We start from the raw sequence: 17271 nt of genomic DNA, 5'->3' as shown, positions 1-17271 counted from the left end.
CAGAAATTATATAACTTGCTTCTTTCCTTATTTCAAATTCTCTTTGGGTGGGACCAGGAATCTCGGGTAGTTCTAAAACATATGCTAGCTCTGTATGACTATCATGCCTAACTATGGAATACTTTCCTTCACCAGCTGGTGCAGCAGCTCCAATTCTGCGCTCCCCTCTTGTTTTCGTGGTATATTCAGCAGGTAAGAGTTCACTATGTATATCTTCAGGATTAGATGTTGTAAGCACGTTTAGAGCCCAATTCCTCTCTCTAGAAGTAGATTTACCTTCAACAATTTCCGGTAATTGTTTTTGACCTAGCAAAAATAATCTGTAAACATCTTTTCCTCTTTCTCTTTGCTCTGGGAATGTAACCATATAGAATCTTTGTACATCTCCTAATTCCTTTACTTCCGTAGAGTCAACTTTTGGTCTATAAAAGAAAAATATATCTCCATGTTCTATACTCTCGGAGTTTTTATCCTCCTTGATCATATCGTGAGCTGCACAGAATGAAAAATAAAGGTTATAGATTTAGCCAAGTATTCTAACCATTGCAGACAGAAAATAAGAGAGGATCTCCCAATCAGTGCCCTAGTTTATGCTGCTTTTGATATCTAAATAAGGTATAATGACATAATATGCTAATATGTCCGTTGCAAAGATAGTAGAACTTGTTGGTTCCTCTCCTAACAGTTGGAAAGAAGCAGCTCAGAATACTGTTACAGAGGCCATGAAGACAATTCGTGGAATACATGGTATCGAAATCAAGGATAAGACTGCAACGATAGATCAGACCACAGGAAAAATTAATCAATATCGCGCAGCTGTCAAGCTTTCATTTGGAGTTGAGCATTAACTAATAAATAAATGAGCAGATGAATAAAAAAATAAAAATACTAAACATATTAATCAATCTAGTAATTTAGTTAATAGATTATTTCAATAAATAATATATTTATAATAATTTCTAGCTTAACATTTGATAAAAAGCTGGAATAAATAAATATTCTGTTGAACATTGCATTTACAGGAAAATCAGCACACTGATGGCTGAAATGTCCCAACAAAGTTTTAAAAATTGGTTAGATCTCATAAATAAATCTGTTCATAGTACTGACAACGTAGACATAGGCGACATAATTACTATAGGTAGAGGTTTTGTAGTAATTAAGAGAGGCTTTGTACATGTGCATTATTATTATATTCCAATTCAGAGGGTAGAAGGCTGGGATGGTCATATACTATGGCTTAAGATAACTGAGGCCCAAGTTAAAGAAAAATATGAAAGAAGCCAATTACCGGCTCTGCTTACATACCATATTAAAGACTATCCATATTATAGTAGTAGCTATTATCCTCCTTTGCCTTTAATTCCACCAAAACATGCTAAACAAAAATTCAGACATAGAGCATCTCCTTTTAGATAGATAAATAGATTTCAAAGCAAAAAAGTATTTAATAATATAAGGCTTGTATAGTTTTTTTCTATAGCTGTTAAATAGTTCTCAGTTCAAGGCCGGTTAATGTCTACTAGCGAGCAAGAAAGAGAATATGAGGAAGGTGCTGCTGGAACAGAAATAGGAAGAGATGACAACTCCTCAGAAGAATATAGAGAGAAGGAAGCAATGACACCTGCTAAAGAAAAAGCTCATGAACCTACTGCTGTAAAAAGAGGTATGACAGAAAAGATAGGAACGAAAAAGGAAGATCCTGATAGAGCAGCAGAAATAGCAAGAAGAAGTGGGATGGCTAAAGGAACAGTCTAATAAAATAGAAGTATATTCTCAAATACTCTAGATAATCAATAACGATAAATGTGTCATACAGCAACACACTCCACCTTTTTATTGAATTCTTTTGTTTATTGAATAGGCCTGGCAATGTATTATGTATCCAACGGCACTTAAATTTTATTACTTCACGGATTAATTAAAAAGACAAATCTGACAGGGAGTTCAATATTTGAAGGCAGGAACTCAATGAGTCTCTGCTACATGATTGCTTAATTCGCCTTGCGTTCTAAACAATTGCTCGCATAGTGTACAGCCATATTTCATGTCTGGGTCCTTAGTCGTAGTAATGGCAGCAGCTTCAGGAGCTGGCCTTCTATTCTTGGATGGAATATGTAATGGCTCTGGAAAATCCGGAGGAATTTTATCGTAGGGCGGACTATCATTGACAAAATATTCGGAGCTATCGGGATATGCATCATGTTTTTCATAATTCTTTACTTGTTGCTCTGTTATATTGAGCCATAAAACTTTGCCATCCCAGCCTTCAACTTTATCAATGGGAATATAGTAATAATGGACATTGATATAACCTCTCACCACAACTATAATGTTTTTGCTGACCGCAAAGATATCTCCAATGTCAATATCATCAGATGTATGAACAGACTGGTTTATCAATCGCACATATTTGAGCTTGGAGGAGTCCTTTTTAGATGCTATTGGCATATGTATATTATAAGATATATTCTACATAAAGGTAAAGATACGAGAAGATTTTATTGGCATTGAATTAAAGAACGAACATGTTAATGTCAACTTTAGCACAGCAGGATCAGACAAACTCCACACAATATTATTTAGTAATTTTACACTTTCATTAATTCAACATAAAAGTATTAGCTAAATGTTCCTTTCTCTCACCGCATTAAAAATCAATCGTGCTGCATCCTGATCTATACCAAGTTTTTCAGCTAAATCACTAGTTCTCATACCCACTAATTGCTGAATTGTAAGGCCATGACTAACTATCAGTCCAACTGGCAAATTAAGATTATTAATGAAGTCTAAATTGTGCTTTAGTTTTGTTTCATTTTTGACATACTTGTCTATTATACCGACTAAGTCCTTGGCAGATTGGCTTTTCTACCAGCTCATCTATCCTGATTGATGGTATTACTCTCTCAAGCTCCAGCTCGTTGATGCCAAAAGCTGTCATGAAAATTACATTAACTTCTGGTTTTATTTCCTTGACCTCTTTTATAAACTCATATCCATTTATCTGAGGCATTTTGATGTCAGATATTACTAGACTATACTGTTTTGAATTTATTCGAAAATCCTTTAATGCCATTTTGGGATCTGTAAACCCAAAAATGTTAAAACCTCTTTTCCTTAGCATCTGCTCAATTGTTGCCACAATATCTGCTTCATCATCTAGTAGTAATATGGCATTAGTACGACTGAGTATGGAAATAGCAGAAAATGTTTCCATTTGCTTCCATTCCACCTAATTTTAGTAGAGCATTCTATATAAGAATTCTTACTAATTGATTCATTTTATAAATAAGATTATGCATTTAACCATTTTTATATTATTGTTTGATTTAATTATTATAGATTGTAAGTACCTTTGCACTTTGAGGCATGTAAGTGGTTGGAACATGAATAATTTAACGATAGCCATAATGTAAGCCTTGTAATAAATAAGGAATAACCAATTATGAATAGTCCCCTTATAGGAAGTTCTGAATGATACTATAAGTAATAATAAAGTTAGAAATTTCTTGTAACCAAAATGGTTATAGAAATTACATTCAATAAGTGAATTGAGCTTATTTGAAATTAGATGCCATGACCATGATTAGAATACTCACATTTGCTTAGTATCTATTATAAATACGTCCGCATTTGAGAATTCGATTCGTCCTTGTAATAACTAGTTTATTTGCGGTCAACGATTCTGTTTCAATATATTAATTTAGCTTCGGCTGTATAATGATTCTATTGAGACTTTTTAGATGAGTTCACTTTATTTTTACGGCCGTTTTATTGCGCTTCCTTTGAGCAGCAGATTTTTTATTTGCATCCTTATTCTTCTTTGTTTTCAAAACAAGAACATACACAACTTTGCTTTTTTGAGTTATATCCATCTAACTCTAGTAATTACACGAAGATCGTTTGTCTTATATATCCTCAATTTTTCTGTCTGGATGTGACTGATTATTATGTATCTCCAAGTCTTTCTTAGAGTTATAAGCGGTATTACAAATTTCACATACATAGGTGCCTCCAGTAGGCCCTGTCGGATTATTTGGGCTAGAAGGTGGTGGTACAGAATTTACCATAGTTATATTATAGAGAAAATATGATTTAAATGCTATAGTACTTACAAAAGAAAGAAATATTTAGATTTGAAATTCAGAGTTAATTTTGATTAGTTCCAGCCAGCCATGATAAAACTAGCGTAGTCAAGCTCCTCCTCTCAGAAGAAATCAGTCCTAGGGTTTATCCAGCTAAGATAGCATTTAGAAATAAAGCTTTGACTTCACACTACATTGATTTGTGTACAAGTTGATTGTATGGCTCGAGCACGTATCCATAAATACCAGGATTGCGATAACAGCAATTGCAATATCCCAATTTACTTGAATGCAACTACAATTAAAACTTATTAGTAGATATTTTTCTCAAGAGCTTCAAGAAGATGAATTGGCCATTGTTTTTGCTTTTTCTTTAACTGGCTCTAGTGTTGGTAGTATTAGTAGTGGGTGTCGATAGCGTTAGCAGCAGAAACAATATTTCTTAAATTATCTAAAAAGGACCAATCTTCCCTTACGTCAACATTGCTTTGTCTTCCAACCCTATATAGGGCCCTTGTCAGTTTATATTTCTCTTTCACAAATGAAGCTGGAACATGAAGTGAAAGCATGAATCCCTTTGTTGCAAACATGTTTTCAACTCTGTTGGATATGGTAAATGTATTGGAGTAAAGTCTAAAGGTATTAACTCATGATGCGGCCTCTTCTGTGAATCTTTGTTCTTCCATAAATATCCGATATATCCAGGACTTCTCTCGTATAGATCCTTTTTACTTGGTGTCACTACGTTATTCATAATAGAAGGATCATGCGTTCTACCCACAACAACAAATGTTGTTCCTCCATATCTTTTAGCTGCCTCTATGTTTTTCTACCTGTCTTTGTGAGTAGTTCTTTTTCCTAAAAAAGCATGTTATGTGAACTTGCAGAATGGTTCTATCTGGTTTATAGCCAAATAGTCTTAAATATTCATAAATTTCTTTTCTTCTATTTTTAGGGACTTGTTCTGAGATTAGGCTTTCAGCTTGGTAAACCTGTGATGAACCATTTAGTGATATGGCCGAAGCATTTGTAGTTTTAATTATAGGGCTATCGTTATCGCTACGACTACTATCCGCTATTGGAGCTGTCTTTTTTATCCTCCCTTTTCTTACATCATGGTCAAAGATTGAATTCAAATTATATACTTTATAACTTATTTTGGTAAGTATGCAATTTAAAAATTCATATTCAAATGCTACCCATGAAAGATGCCGCTATAATCCTTATTCAGCAGCTAAACTTACTAGGATTGGAGTATTTTCTTGCCATAGACCTCATTGCTCATTTGCCTTATTGTAATATAATCATCAAGCAAAGAATAGCCGAATTAGGGAGCGATTGTAGCTTTTACTCTTTCTAGAAAGTATGTAAAGCCTTTATTAGCTTTATAATCCAAAAATGTTCATGCCTATAGATCCAGACTTTCCAAGTAATCATCAAGTAATTGGCAAGCATGACCATACTGATGGACAGCACTTCCATTTTGTTTGGGGGGCCAGGGAAATCCTCTGATGCTGCTGCTAGTCCAGATGTAAAAGCTGCTTATTCAGCAAGAAATGAAGAATTAGTGCCATTAGGAGTACATGGTACTTTTGTTGCGGTTGATTGGGATTCATGTATAGCTGATGGTTCGTGCCTACCAGCATGTCCTGTAAATGTATTTCAATGGTATAGGACAGAAAATGATGTCCCAGCGGTAGATATGTCTAATACTGTTAGCTCCGGTAATGGTAATGCTGGGAAAGAAGATAGAATTGATTACACAGACAAATCCGATCCAATAAGAGAAAAGGATTGCATATGGTGTATGGCATGTGTGACAGTATGTCCTACAAAGGCAATTAAAGTGGAACAACACCAAATAGGAATTATCCAATTACCATTCAGCGTATGCGTATCTAAAGGTTTTTGATACATAGCAAATTCGTTTGTATATTGTTATGTTACTCAATCTTAGAGTCTTTTAAACTTTATAATTAACGCCGGCATAGGGACCGGCCAATCAGCCACTATGAAAGGTGTTGAATTATAAGAGGTTAGTTCGCGCAACAATTCCTATTCAGGCCTATTGATGGCGAAAACACCTGTGTTAAAATATCTTCGTTCTGCCTTTTTGGTACTTGATCAAATGACGAACATCATACTCCCCCTTTATTAACACCTATGGCTGCCAGTATTTGCAATGTCACTAATTTCGCCAACTTGTTCCCAAGCAGTCGAGATTTGGATATGTACTTCTGGAGAATATCTGAAGCTTCTGTATATTGATGCTTATAGAGCGTATGTAAATCAATCATCAAGATAACTTTGATGACATCATTACTTAAATTATTGAGGTCTAGTGAAAAGATTTATTCTACATAGGTTGTAACAGAATCAAGAGGAACATGTATGTCAGATCGAACTGAGGATGACCCTTCACTAGGACCAGGGGAAGAAGAGCATAAATTGAAAGAACACAAAAAGCCTATACCAGGAGAGGGGATGGGCGATAAGGAATTAGAAGCATTACCATCTAATGAAGAAGAAGAAAAAGAGGAGGTATTGTTAACGACTACTAAATCACTAAAGAAACCATTCAAAGCAAGCCAACAAAAAATAGAAGAAAAGATAATACCTCTTACAAGTGTATTAAAGCAATTAGACAAACAAGGCATTCAACTTGATAAAATAACACAAATGCTTCAACCTGTTCAAAGACAAATTAAATCTTTGCAAAGGCAACCAGAATTAATAAGGCAAATTCAATCCCAGCTGAAACAGCTACAAAAACATATTTCTCAAATTCAGAAGAGAATAGGTACAACAGGGAAGCAGAACAAAAAGAGAGGTACGTTACACTAGAAGTACTAATAGTCACTATTGGAGGGAGATCTACATCTATCTCTACCAGAAACTCTAAGAAAAGAGAATAGGTACATCAAGCGATCAGCCAGAAGCTCTCGAGCTGTTATTAGTAATCCTACTCACTTTAGCCAAAATAGCCTTTAGAGGAAGAATGATACCAACCATTAGAAAGTTACCGGCTTGACTACATCACATTGCATATTGAGTCTTAAAGTTTATATCAATAGAAAATTTTCTTAGAAAGATTGATCCAATAATGCAGCATTATTTAACAGATATAATTCGAAGTTACGTGTTATTGGATGAAAATCATTTTTCCTTTGCGGGTGAACTTATTGGAAGTGTATTTCCTAATTATATTTGACATGTAGCATGCTAGGTTCCTAGGATTGATTTTTATTTCGTGAACTTATTGGAATATTTATTTCGACTCCTCTATGTGTTCTTTTAAGAGGCTCCTCTTTTATTGGAGAACTATGAATCACATAAATTTGTGTGTTGCCGCACCTGGATATGGTCATTCTTCAGATCTGTGCTTCTCAGTTATGAGAGGGCATTTTATGCTACTTGCACGTCTTTCGTAGTTAATCCGTAACTTTACTCTTCTTACATAGCAGCTAGATTCTAACACATTGTGTATGCAACATTGGAGAAAAGTTCTTAGAATCACTTCCTCTTATTCTCCAAATATTTTCAACGTACTTTCCTCCTGAACAGTAAGAATAAGAGCGGTCAGAATTACAATAAAAGACGATGGCACGACGGCCATAACGAAAATAGCCATTAATACGAGTCCAATCTTTGATAAACTTCTCTTTTTCTCCTGATCATCTATCAATATACAAGTTTTTAAGTTGATCTTCAAATTGATAAATTAAATTCTACTGCTAACTAACGGTACTTGAGTTCTATACTCTGGGGGAATTAGAAAAATATTATAGAAGATGGCTAGTAAAAGCGTATCTAGATGATTGTACTTTTGTTAAGAAGTATGTCTTTCATAGATAGAAAGTTCTCGCTGTACAGAGCTGCATTTCTGCTTGAGGTATCTCTATGTACAAAACTAATAGATTGATTTATTCAACGTTGGCCACAAGTGTTTTGTTATTTCTTACTCCAAATCTTGTCTTGGCACATACTGCCGCCTATAACGCAGGCATTTCGCTAGGCCAAAGAGATGAACAAAATGGCCAACTTGAAACTACGATAAAGTTAATATCACAATCGCCATCACCATCAAATCCAACTACTGGCTGCGGTCCTGGTACAGATAATTCCAATGCCCAACTTCACCACCAAAGCCATCACCATCAAATCCAACAATGAGCAAGGCATCTTTATTCCGTGGAAACTGATATGCGGATATAGCCAGTCATTTTTATTAAGACTGTTCTTAATTGGTAAACCAATCAACTGGTACATTAACTTCAGCCGGTGACAGAGCGGTCGGTTGTATAAAAAATGGATTAGTAATAGCCGCGTTTGCGCAAAAGTCTGGAATCAGTTCAAAATTTCTTCACCGGTGCCCAAGCCTATATGTCATTTTTCTTGTATCACTTAGAATAAGTATAAAAAATACCTAATCGATCTAAGATTTCCTACGCTCAACCTTCAGTAATAAAAAGTGTCAGATCAGTAGCTATAGTTAGCTACTTGGGTGTAATCTACCTGGGACCCAGGATGGATTTGGATGAAAACTTTTAGCGGTTAGAGAAATAGCAGAGTATGCTAAGAGAAGTGCTAAGAGGAGGGGTAAAGGATATCGTAGTTCTGGATGGAAATACTACCTTGGACATTACAGAGGGGCTAAACATAGTAAACCATTAGTGAAGACAGATTACAATATTATTACACACAAGCTTGGACAAATTGAAAAAGTTGGAAGTAATAAACAGAATTCAATAGACAGAACATTTCTCATCCATTCTTTCTTTCTATATTAATTTAAATATAACCTGCTATGGTTTTTCACCATGGCTAAGGTACAACACTATAAAGGACTTAATACCAATCTTGATAATTTATACAGTAGCATAAAGCAGCTATTACAAGATCAAAAAGAGCTTAGAATTGTTTCTGAATATAAGGGCTTTCTTAATAGCATTCCATTAAGAAGTATTGTAGCAGCTAATACATCTCCAAAGGTTTGGGCTGGATCTTTACGTGAAATACATGTCTCGATAACAGGAAATCCTGATGATTATGCAGTAGAAGTTGCTTCCGGTGCCTGGTTTGGTAGTCTTGTTTGGCCTGGTGCAGTGGGCCTCTTAGTTGGAGGACCAGTAGGTCTTGCTGCAGGTGTAGCAGTTGGTGGGATTATGGCCTATGAGTTTGAGAAACATGTATGGCAGAAGGTATTGGAAGTAGTAAAAAAAGAGAGTGCAGTTCAACCAACTATAGATTCGGTAGATCACTATCATGATTAATCTGGTTTGATCTTAATTATCAGTCCACTTTCTATGGCAAACATTCTATTGTGATAAATCAATAAATAAATAATGTTGTCAGAACCCGTAATAAGCATCAATAAGCATCAATAAGCATCAATAAGCATCTCTCGTACAATCAAATCAAGACACTGCCATGCATCATAAAATTTTATAATATTTGATTGGGCTTGCGACTGCGTGGTAGTGGTGGCGGCCACAGGCCGCATAGACAGACTCCTTTCTACAAACGTACATAACATCGACTGTTGCTTACTATGGGGAGTCGCAGACCATAGTTAATAGACTGATATTTACCCTCTTATCATCGCTGCATCCAAAACAGCCTCTAGCTCATTAAGCCCCCAAATCAATTCTTGTAAGGCCATTACGACCTTTTCTTGGGAATGGGGCATTAGCTCCTTAACGGTATCTTCCTGGCGCTGTTTGAGGTCAGATTTTTCTGCTTGAATTAAATTCTTTATTATCTTGATTTCGTCTTCATACAATTCAACAACGCATTTCTGTTCATTCTGATATCGAATCTCTCTGGGTGTCCCCTTTTCAGATGATGTCAAACCTACTTACCTATGCTCCTTTCCAAAGTTGCAATAATCTGTTTCCTTTACTTATAACTTTATCATACTGTTTGCGACATTTGCCCAATGAAATCATATTTCTTAGCATCCTATTGCCATCTTATTTAATATCTACTTTTATTATCTGTGGTAATATTTCATGTCTTAAAATCTCTTGTCTTATCTTAATTGGAGTGCTAAGCGAGCCATGTGTGCTCTCGCAACACACATGGCCTGGGATTCGATTGAGCACCTTTGGGCGAGTATAAGGCAAATAGATGGGCTATGGTATCTCATGGGACAGAACTATGCTATAGCCCAATCTATCTGGTTGCTGTGAACTATTATGCACCACATCGAAAATAAATGGTTAAGTTTAACTGGCCCGTTAGGGAGGCTGGAACCTATCAGATCCAGTCATCCAGCAAGAGGATATAACGTTTAAATTTTATTCTGTATTATAACTCGTAGAGTATGGTTCCATTCTCCTCGGCTGGGAACTATGATATTCCATTCAACTTTATACTCTTTGATAGGCACAATATCTTGTATGAATGTATGCGTGTTTTTATGGTCTGGGATTTATCTAAATTACATACCCGTGTTTTCTCATTATTATTTTTACTTCCTCATCACTTACTTGGTCAAAATTTTGGTAAAAACGGCCAACTGCAATAAACGGTTCTGGAGAATGAAGAACAATAACTTGATCATTATTTCCCGCCACTTCTCTTAGTTTATCTACAGTATCTTGTGGTCCAACTGGCACTGCTATAATTAACTGTTGACAGTTCTGTTTTGTCTTGAGCCACTGAGCTGCTGATCGTATTGTCGCACCTGTTGCAATACCATCATCGACCAGTATGACTATCTTTCCTCTTAATTTAGTATCATATTCTTTACTTCCTCTATAGTTCAATAGTCTATGCTCTATTTCTTTAACCTTCAAATTTACTTGACTTTCGATATAATTTTGGGGGATGTTCAAAGCCAAGACAGTATCATTATCTACCAGATAAGTACCGTCTGGCATAACAGCACCAATAGCGAACTCTTCATTTAATGGTGCTCCTATTTTTCGAGAGACTATAATGTCAAGCTTTGCATCAAACTTAGTTGCAACAATATCTCCAATAACTACTCCTCCACGGGGAATAGCAAGGACAGTTATCAAAACAGAGTGTATTTGGTCTTCTCTAAGTAACAACGGAGATAACCTTTGAACTAGATTATTTGCTGCGTCGATTCTATCACGAAATATTACTGATTGCAATTCTTAGGGTGTTACCATTTTCCATAGTTTCTTAGTAACTTTTCTCTTGGGGACCTGTAGTAGAGGTTTAATCGATAAAATCTTAGATTTACCGTCTCACTCTCACCTTTAGGCATGAATAAAGATGTGCATAAAACGAAATAAAGGTTATAAAGTATTATAAATGGTATAATCTATTAAAATAATATTAGTAAATCTAAAGCAGAATGTCTAATACTATGATATGATATCAAATCTTAAACAACAACACCATGACCACCAATACAAAATAGTTATGGCTCTAACAAACAAAAATGCATACCCACACCGAGTATATTTACCCAAAATCAAGGTTCATGAAACCCATATTTCATGGATATTTCTTACTGGATTATATGCATATAAAATAAAGAAGGAAGTAAAGTTTGGGAAGATACTCGATTTCTCAACTCTTAAATTGAGAAAGAGATTTTGTAAAAAAGAAATTGAAGTAAATAAGCCGCTTTGTGGTAATATGTATAAGGAAGTTGTAAAATTAGTAAGCGCAGAAAGAGATAAAGAGAGGGGCAGAAGTAGCAGCATTAAACTTACTAATCTGCAATACAAGGGTAAGCCTCTAGAATATGGAGTCAGGATGTTTGAAATTCCCCAAGAATCTCGTATGGACAACCTTCTTACAGCCGGCAAAATTAGTCTCAACACTATTGACAGGTTGACCAGAATCCTTGTTAAATTTCATTTATCTACAATAACAAATAATAAAATCAAATCCTATGGGCAACCAAGATTCATAAAAAAGAAAATAGATGAGAACTTTGAAACATTTGGAAAATTAAATACCAAAATGGCTGTCCATAAGTTGTCTAATATGGATAAGATCTATGAGAAATTAATTGCTTTTCTTAAAAATAACAGAACCTTATTCTACCAGCGAATTAGACAAGACAAGATTCGAGAGATACATGGTGACCTGTATTTAAAAAATATCTTTATAGTAAACGATAAAAGGTTCTATTTATACGACAGAATAGAGTTCAGTGACACACTAAGGTATGCGGATGTTATAGAAGATGTAGTACATCTTTCAATGGACCTTGATTATAATAAGAGAGAAGATCTTAGAAGACATTTTGTTTCGCAATATATAGAAAGAAGTAAGGACAGCAGCTTGAGAGATTTGCTTTATTTTTTAATGTGTTACAAGGCATGTATCAGAGCAAAGGTATCTCTTTTTCGTGCAAAAAATGAAACAGACAACCAAAAAAGAAAATGGTTTGAAGAAGAATCAAAAAACTTCTTTGAATTGGCAAAATCATACCTGTAAATATGTCCTTTAAAAAGAGTCCCAATGGATTGTATCAATAATAACAATGATTATTTATTCCTTGCAATTGATATTCCATCTTTATTTGTAAATATTTGGCATTGAAATCTTTTCTCTTTTCATCAATCAATTATTCAATCATTCATTCATCTAACTTTCGATCAGGTGTCTTGTAAGTAAATCCTTCGATTCCATCTAAAACCATAGAATGACTAATATCGCTATTGTTGCAGCAATTACAATTAGCTTTAATACAATTCCTTGCAAATCCATGATTACATATTTTGCAAGTACAAGCGCTATCATATGATAAATTGTTTTGATTCAAACTATTTATACCCTAAAGGATATGCTGAACTTAAGTATTAGTATTTTACATTTCATGTGTTTAGAATTCATCATTTGTATTTGTATCTGGTATCGTTTCCAGCAGCATATAGATAAAGCTCAAATGATAGCATCTGACTGATGGTGTCAAATTATAATCCAGTAGGAAAAGTCTCTGGAAGCTCTTCATCTTTAACCTCTGGCATATGTAGCGGACTTAGAGCATGCGTTTTGTCAATATGAAGGTACATATCATATCTCTTGTCAATTATTGAAGGAACATAATTTCCATATCTTTCATATTCAGGATTATATACAACACCAATAGCTCTTTGGCCTGGCCCTTTTTCTGTCCTTGTCCTTGTCCTTGTTTCTGAATTTTCCTTTTTTGTATTTTTTGTAAGTCTAAGGAGTGTTACATTATTTTTGAATATAAAAAGTCTATTGCTATCGTCGTCAATTTGTTGATGTATAATGTTATCCCAACTACCTTCAACTGCAGGTGGGACTTGCATTATTTCCATTTTTTCACCCCATTCTCTTGCAGAGTTATATGTTCCAAAGCCAACCAACCATACTTTATTTTTATTATCATTTGTATGTTCGCGCACAAGTTGTCCTATATTTATCATTTTAGCATCAGCCATATCTGTGTGCCTGGCGTCACCAACATGAGTATTATGCGCCCAAACAATACACTTTGAACGATCTATCCCATGAAACTTCATTAATCGCTTGAGTGTATCCACCATGTGTGTTTCACGTATATTCCATGTAGTAGTACCGCCTTGTATCATCTTACGGTAATACAACTCTGCGTTCTTTGCTACAATCGCATTTTGTTCAGCATTAAAGTATTCCTCTCTTTTGTCTATTCCATTTGCTTGATATTGTGATGCCTTGTTGCGCAATTCTATCAGCATACCAATAACCTCATCCTCACAAGATTCAGGAACAAATAAAGCAGCTCTAGCATAATCCTCCACACTCATTGCATATGGCTCAAAACATTGAAATGCCTCAACTGCTTTTTTTACTGCGCTAGTTATGATAAGCCTATAGGTATAGTCACAGAACGTGATCTAGTACGAAAGGTCTGTGCTAGTGATGCCAGTGGTAATACCATACAAATCAAGGATATTCTGTCTTCTCCATTAACAACCATTGATGCATTATCCTCAGTTGAAGAGGCTGCTGATGCCATGATTCAAAATAAAATAAGACATTTGCTTGTTGTAGAAGACGACAATAAGTCAAAGCCATTAGGCATTATTACTCCTACAGACCTTGTAGGCTATTTGAAAGAAAATTTGAATATCGATGATATTAATGCTAAGATATTGAGGTCTATGCAGGTTGGGCGAGTAGAACAACTACAAAAGAAGGAGAAGGATGATAAAGTTGTAGAAGACCTCAAAGTAAAAGATGAATTACCAATAAATCCACAAAAAGGTGGAGAAGAGTTTGAAAATGAACAACCAAGACAGGGTGCCTAGATAGATAGCTCAATTCGTAATTGATTTATATTCCCACAGCTGTAGTTTCGATTATAGTTATTATTTGTTATGCATATTAAATAAACTATACTATTACCCATGTGAGCTATTGATAACCAGGTGTAATAACACCTAAACAATATCAGATATGATGAAAGAAGGACAAGTCGTGTAATTTGGTCAGTTTTTAAAAAAATCATCATGTGAGAGGATATTGGCCTCTAGGTTAATGATTTATTTTCTCAATAAAACCACAAATTGATATATTGATTTTAGCTCGACATCTCCATTGTTATATCACTAATGGTTATACTGGGTATCAGCTAGAATCAAGGCCGGTAATCTTGACCTCAAAAATTACTAGCTGCTCTTGCGACAACTTCTGGAAGATAGGGGTTTCAATTTTTATTGATCACTATAGCACCATTACGAATAGAGCCTTTTAACTTCGACACAATCTTCATTAACTTCCACTCTACGAGATAGAACCATTTAAGGCTAAAATCAAGAAACAGGAAAGGCATAGTTTAACCGCAAAAGCTAAAGCTAAGCGTTAGCCAAATCTACATATGAATAAACAAAATTTGAGGACAGACCGACTTTGAAAAAGATTTGGAAGGTATCAGATTTGTCCACCTGGCGTTAAAAGAATTGGCTGGGTAGCGATAACCTTGGTCCCAAATAACGAGCTGCGAGTACTCCAAATTTATGTGCTAGAAGTGTAAATGGCATGGCATGGCTGGTAGTATTCGTCGCTGCTGGTAATGCTACCGTCACATCCTTCATGATGTTTTGGCTGGAGTCTCCATGCCCATAACTTGTCTAGGGTGACGTAGCTAAAATATCCATCAGTCTATCTATTTCCCTATTCTCGGGGCGTGTAGGCGGCGTGACTAGATTTGTTTATTATCAACCACGCGTACATTATAACCACGCATATCAAGGCAGACTACAACGACTTGTGTTGTGACATACATATATCATACAGTTGTAGTCTGCCATCGTTTTAATTTTTATTTATTATGTTGTGCACACTGTGATAGCCGTCAAGATAGACAGATAGACCATGGTTGGTGTCCTCACTTGTTTCAAATGTCATGGTCTGTCTGCCTCACTTTACTCGCACACGGTTTTAACCCGTGGGCTACGTGCTCGTATAACACGTGGCCCACTGCCGTTATTTCCTTGTTATACAACAGACTGGCGTTCATTGTTCTAAAATTGGTATATATCATTTTGGCCAACTTAGATTAGATCTGCTCGTAATGATAACCATAGCGGCGGAGAAGAAAAAGAAAAGGGTCAGTATTCCACATTTCTATACTACGCGTTATTAGAGATGTGGGCGAGTGACTAGCAAGTGATTTTAGAATCAGCCTTCTTTCATGAACCACACTCGCTGTTATAACAGAAGATCATTCATTAGATTATTTGTTATTTGAAGGAGTTATTCCTAAAGGAAACTATGGTGTTGATACTGTAATTGTTTGGGATACCGGATATTACAAAACAGTATAGTCTATTAGAACAGCTTCACAGCAGAAAAATTACCTTTACTCTATTTGGTCAAAAGCTGAAAGGTAGATTTTCTCACAATGCAGTATTATAGTCTAGGTATATTGGGGAAGGAAGAGAATAATAAAAGTATGAACGTAATGAATTCGAAATTACAACTTCATGGCAGTTTTTTATATGATGTTGAGCATCTTATTACTGATAAAAGTGAAATTTGGATTTCGAGCCGCTGCTAATTCAAATGATTTCTATCACAGCGACATGTTGGTGACCTCTCGCTATGGTGCATTATTGCCGCTTTCAGTATTTGTCTCTATCTTACTGATAGTATCCTTGGCACCTTCATTTAATTACGCCTGGGGCCAGACGTCGAGCAACCATACAACATTAAGTCCTGCTGGCGTTGGTGCAAACAACAGTACAAACCAACCACAAATGATGACTAATATTTCAAAACAAGGTACATACAAGGTAGAAATACAATGGCATACGCCACAATCAACTCAAACAGCAGTACTACCTAAGAACGGATTCCAATTAGAAGTGAGATTCCTAAATGGTACCGCACCTTCAGCAACTTCAAAAAATATTCCAAATAAAATGGCCCAGGGAGGAGCGACAACAATAGGGAACGCGGGCACCCAGTATGCTGTTCCAGGCAGTATAGAACACTTACTACCTATTGACAGCTATGATATGACCATTTATGACAGCCACGGTGGAGTATTGTGGCACAAAGCAAATCAAACGACATCAGCAGGGATTGGACAAGAGCAAATTAACTTACCTAATGAATACACTGGAAAGATCCATATAATCATAAATAATATCAAAATCAATAATTCTATGACTGGAAGCAACCTTACTCCCCTAAGTACCCAGAATGGAAAATCTGATTCTGTTGATTTTATTGCTCAAGTACGGTAATTAGTAGTAAATATACAACACAATGGGCTAGCCTTTGATTAATTCGCAAGGGATTAATTAATATGATTACAACCGATACACTCCAGTACGCCAGGCTCAATACTTTTGAACAATTATGATTTATACAATTAGAGACATTTATCGATGAATTTGTGAGTTAAATTCTATCTAAACCACTGCAAATTTGGGTTCTGTTGAATCTGCCTAGGATTGAAGAATGTTGTTGAAACTGTGCTGGTAAATAAATTGGGTGAGAGCGTTTACTTGACGAGATAATCGATCGACTGTCTGCCACTTATATAGCTATCTTGATATTGAACTCATCTGAAAAGTCTCATTAATATCATTATACAGCCAACTTGAACAAATCCTAGATAGGTAGACGCTAATCTCTCAAACTTGAAATATACTGGTTAGGAAGAGCTCTGTTTACTATAAAGTCTCCACCTTCAGCTGTTTGGATGCTATTTACAACTTTGGATACTGAACGAATC

The 17271-nt window shown here is 35.6% G+C and carries 19 protein-coding genes and 2 pseudogenes; 11 read left to right on the top strand and 10 right to left on the bottom strand.

The window, feature by feature from the left end:
• A pseudogene (locus DYY65_RS04955) lies at window positions 1-484 on the bottom strand (hypothetical protein); the annotation flags it as partial.
• A gap of 154 nt (window positions 485-638) precedes the next feature.
• Between DYY65_RS04955 and DYY65_RS04950 the strand changes: the two are divergent.
• From DYY65_RS04950 to DYY65_RS04940, 3 genes are all read left to right on the top strand, one after another.
• Window positions 639-848, top strand: a complete 210-nt coding sequence (locus DYY65_RS04950) for a dodecin family protein (RefSeq protein ID WP_162476874.1) — start codon at window positions 639-641, stop codon at window positions 846-848.
• Between the two features lie 190 nt (window positions 849-1038).
• A complete protein-coding gene (locus DYY65_RS04945) occupies window positions 1039-1419 on the top strand; it encodes a hypothetical protein (RefSeq protein ID WP_162476873.1) in 381 nt (126 codons plus the stop codon).
• A gap of 96 nt (window positions 1420-1515) precedes the next feature.
• Window positions 1516-1758: a hypothetical protein gene (locus DYY65_RS04940; protein ID WP_162476872.1), complete on the top strand. Its 243-nt coding sequence runs from the start codon at window positions 1516-1518 to the stop codon at window positions 1756-1758.
• 210 nt (window positions 1759-1968) lie between these two features.
• On the opposite strand, the gene DYY65_RS04935 is transcribed toward DYY65_RS04940, so the two are convergent.
• From DYY65_RS04935 to DYY65_RS04915, 5 genes are all read right to left on the bottom strand, one after another.
• Entirely contained in the window at window positions 1969-2451 is a 483-nt protein-coding gene (locus DYY65_RS04935; RefSeq protein ID WP_162476871.1) for a hypothetical protein, read from the bottom strand.
• A gap of 361 nt (window positions 2452-2812) precedes the next feature.
• Complete coding sequence (locus tag DYY65_RS04930; RefSeq protein WP_162476870.1) at window positions 2813-3217, bottom strand: response regulator; 405 nt, start codon at window positions 3215-3217, stop codon at window positions 2813-2815.
• 691 nt (window positions 3218-3908) lie between these two features.
• On the bottom strand, window positions 3909-4070 hold the full coding sequence (locus DYY65_RS04925) for a hypothetical protein (protein ID WP_162476869.1): 162 nt from the start codon (window positions 4068-4070) through the stop codon (window positions 3909-3911).
• 413 nt (window positions 4071-4483) lie between these two features.
• On the bottom strand, window positions 4484-4675 hold the full coding sequence (locus DYY65_RS04920; RefSeq protein WP_162476868.1) for a hypothetical protein: 192 nt from the start codon (window positions 4673-4675) through the stop codon (window positions 4484-4486).
• Window positions 4676-4894: 219 nt separating this feature from the next.
• On the bottom strand, window positions 4895-5221 hold the full coding sequence (locus DYY65_RS04915; RefSeq protein ID WP_162476867.1) for a hypothetical protein: 327 nt from the start codon (window positions 5219-5221) through the stop codon (window positions 4895-4897).
• A 268-nt stretch (window positions 5222-5489) separates the two neighbouring features.
• On the opposite strand from DYY65_RS04915, the pseudogene DYY65_RS04910 reads away from it, so the two are divergent.
• The 4 genes and pseudogenes from DYY65_RS04910 (at window position 5490) to DYY65_RS04895 (ending at window position 9358) form a co-directional block, all read left to right on the top strand.
• A pseudogene (locus DYY65_RS04910) lies at window positions 5490-5997 on the top strand (4Fe-4S dicluster domain-containing protein).
• A gap of 479 nt (window positions 5998-6476) precedes the next feature.
• The gene (locus DYY65_RS04905; protein ID WP_162476866.1) at window positions 6477-6929 is read left to right on the top strand and encodes a hypothetical protein; all 453 of its coding nucleotides are present in this window, start codon (window positions 6477-6479) and stop codon (window positions 6927-6929) included.
• 1056 nt (window positions 6930-7985) lie between these two features.
• Window positions 7986-8258: a hypothetical protein gene (locus DYY65_RS04900; RefSeq protein ID WP_162476865.1), complete on the top strand. Its 273-nt coding sequence runs from the start codon at window positions 7986-7988 to the stop codon at window positions 8256-8258.
• A gap of 647 nt (window positions 8259-8905) precedes the next feature.
• Complete coding sequence (locus DYY65_RS04895) at window positions 8906-9358, top strand: hypothetical protein (protein WP_162476864.1); 453 nt, start codon at window positions 8906-8908, stop codon at window positions 9356-9358.
• A gap of 314 nt (window positions 9359-9672) precedes the next feature.
• Here DYY65_RS04895 and DYY65_RS04890 read toward each other — a convergent pair whose 3' ends face one another.
• Together DYY65_RS04890 and DYY65_RS04885 are read right to left on the bottom strand one after the other, a co-directional pair.
• Window positions 9673-9936, bottom strand: a complete 264-nt coding sequence (locus DYY65_RS04890) for a hypothetical protein (protein WP_162476863.1) — start codon at window positions 9934-9936, stop codon at window positions 9673-9675.
• A gap of 586 nt (window positions 9937-10522) precedes the next feature.
• Window positions 10523-11209 carry a phosphoribosyltransferase gene (locus DYY65_RS04885; protein WP_162476862.1) on the bottom strand — a complete coding sequence of 229 codons (687 nt, stop codon included), beginning with the start codon at window positions 11207-11209 and terminating at the stop codon, window positions 10523-10525.
• A gap of 223 nt (window positions 11210-11432) precedes the next feature.
• Between DYY65_RS04885 and DYY65_RS04880 the strand changes: the two genes are divergently transcribed.
• On the top strand, window positions 11433-12512 hold the full coding sequence (locus DYY65_RS04880) for a hypothetical protein (RefSeq protein ID WP_162476861.1): 1080 nt from the start codon (window positions 11433-11435) through the stop codon (window positions 12510-12512).
• 479 nt (window positions 12513-12991) lie between these two features.
• On the opposite strand, the gene DYY65_RS04875 is transcribed toward DYY65_RS04880, so the two are convergent.
• Window positions 12992-13831: an erythromycin esterase family protein gene (locus DYY65_RS04875; RefSeq protein WP_236561675.1), complete on the bottom strand. Its 840-nt coding sequence runs from the start codon at window positions 13829-13831 to the stop codon at window positions 12992-12994.
• A gap of 18 nt (window positions 13832-13849) precedes the next feature.
• Here DYY65_RS04875 and DYY65_RS04870 point away from each other — a divergent pair, with 18 nt between their 5' ends.
• The gene (locus tag DYY65_RS04870; RefSeq protein ID WP_162476860.1) at window positions 13850-14335 is read left to right on the top strand and encodes a CBS domain-containing protein; all 486 of its coding nucleotides are present in this window, start codon (window positions 13850-13852) and stop codon (window positions 14333-14335) included.
• A gap of 1088 nt (window positions 14336-15423) precedes the next feature.
• Here the strand turns inward: DYY65_RS04870 and DYY65_RS04860 are convergent.
• A complete protein-coding gene (locus tag DYY65_RS04860; RefSeq protein WP_162476858.1) occupies window positions 15424-15579 on the bottom strand; it encodes a hypothetical protein in 156 nt (51 codons plus the stop codon).
• A 160-nt stretch (window positions 15580-15739) separates the two neighbouring features.
• Here DYY65_RS04860 and DYY65_RS12945 point away from each other — a divergent pair, with 160 nt between their 5' ends.
• Both DYY65_RS12945 and DYY65_RS04850 read left to right on the top strand, forming a co-directional pair.
• On the top strand, window positions 15740-15853 hold the full coding sequence (locus DYY65_RS12945; protein ID WP_370519297.1) for a DNA polymerase ligase N-terminal domain-containing protein: 114 nt from the start codon (window positions 15740-15742) through the stop codon (window positions 15851-15853).
• A gap of 204 nt (window positions 15854-16057) precedes the next feature.
• Window positions 16058-16777, top strand: coding sequence for a hypothetical protein (locus DYY65_RS04850; RefSeq protein WP_162476857.1), 720 nt, complete (start codon window positions 16058-16060; stop codon window positions 16775-16777).
• Window positions 16778-17271 lie beyond the last annotated feature (494 nt).

It is taken from the genome of Nitrososphaera sp. AFS (assembly GCF_009898475.1).
Lineage (GTDB): Archaea > Thermoproteota > Nitrososphaeria > Nitrososphaerales > Nitrososphaeraceae > Nitrosopolaris.
The sequence above is the reverse complement of the archived record's forward strand: the minus strand, read 5'-3'. Positions and strand labels throughout refer to the sequence as shown.

Bases quoted from the DNA above. Each gene is read 5' to 3' on its own strand.
- DYY65_RS04950 (WP_162476874.1), top strand. From the start codon at position 639: ATGTCCGTTGCAAAGATAGTAGAACTTGTTGGTTCCTCTCCTAACAGT.
- DYY65_RS04945 (WP_162476873.1), top strand. From the start codon at position 1,039: ATGGCTGAAATGTCCCAACAAAGTTTTAAAAATTGGTTAGATCTCATA.
- DYY65_RS04940 (WP_162476872.1), top strand. From the start codon at position 1,516: ATGTCTACTAGCGAGCAAGAAAGAGAATATGAGGAAGGTGCTGCTGGA.
- DYY65_RS04935 (WP_162476871.1), bottom strand. From the start codon at position 2,451: ATGCCAATAGCATCTAAAAAGGACTCCTCCAAGCTCAAATATGTGCGA.
- DYY65_RS04930 (WP_162476870.1), bottom strand. From the start codon at position 3,217: ATGGAAACATTTTCTGCTATTTCCATACTCAGTCGTACTAATGCCATA.
- DYY65_RS04925 (WP_162476869.1), bottom strand. From the start codon at position 4,070: ATGGTAAATTCTGTACCACCACCTTCTAGCCCAAATAATCCGACAGGG.
- DYY65_RS04920 (WP_162476868.1), bottom strand. From the start codon at position 4,675: ATGTTTGCAACAAAGGGATTCATGCTTTCACTTCATGTTCCAGCTTCA.
- DYY65_RS04905 (WP_162476866.1), top strand. From the start codon at position 6,477: ATGTCAGATCGAACTGAGGATGACCCTTCACTAGGACCAGGGGAAGAA.
- DYY65_RS04900 (WP_162476865.1), top strand. From the start codon at position 7,986: ATGTACAAAACTAATAGATTGATTTATTCAACGTTGGCCACAAGTGTT.
- DYY65_RS04895 (WP_162476864.1), top strand. From the start codon at position 8,906: ATGGCTAAGGTACAACACTATAAAGGACTTAATACCAATCTTGATAAT.
- DYY65_RS04880 (WP_162476861.1), top strand. From the start codon at position 11,433: ATGATATCAAATCTTAAACAACAACACCATGACCACCAATACAAAATA.
- DYY65_RS04875 (WP_236561675.1), bottom strand. From the start codon at position 13,831: ATGAGTGTGGAGGATTATGCTAGAGCTGCTTTATTTGTTCCTGAATCT.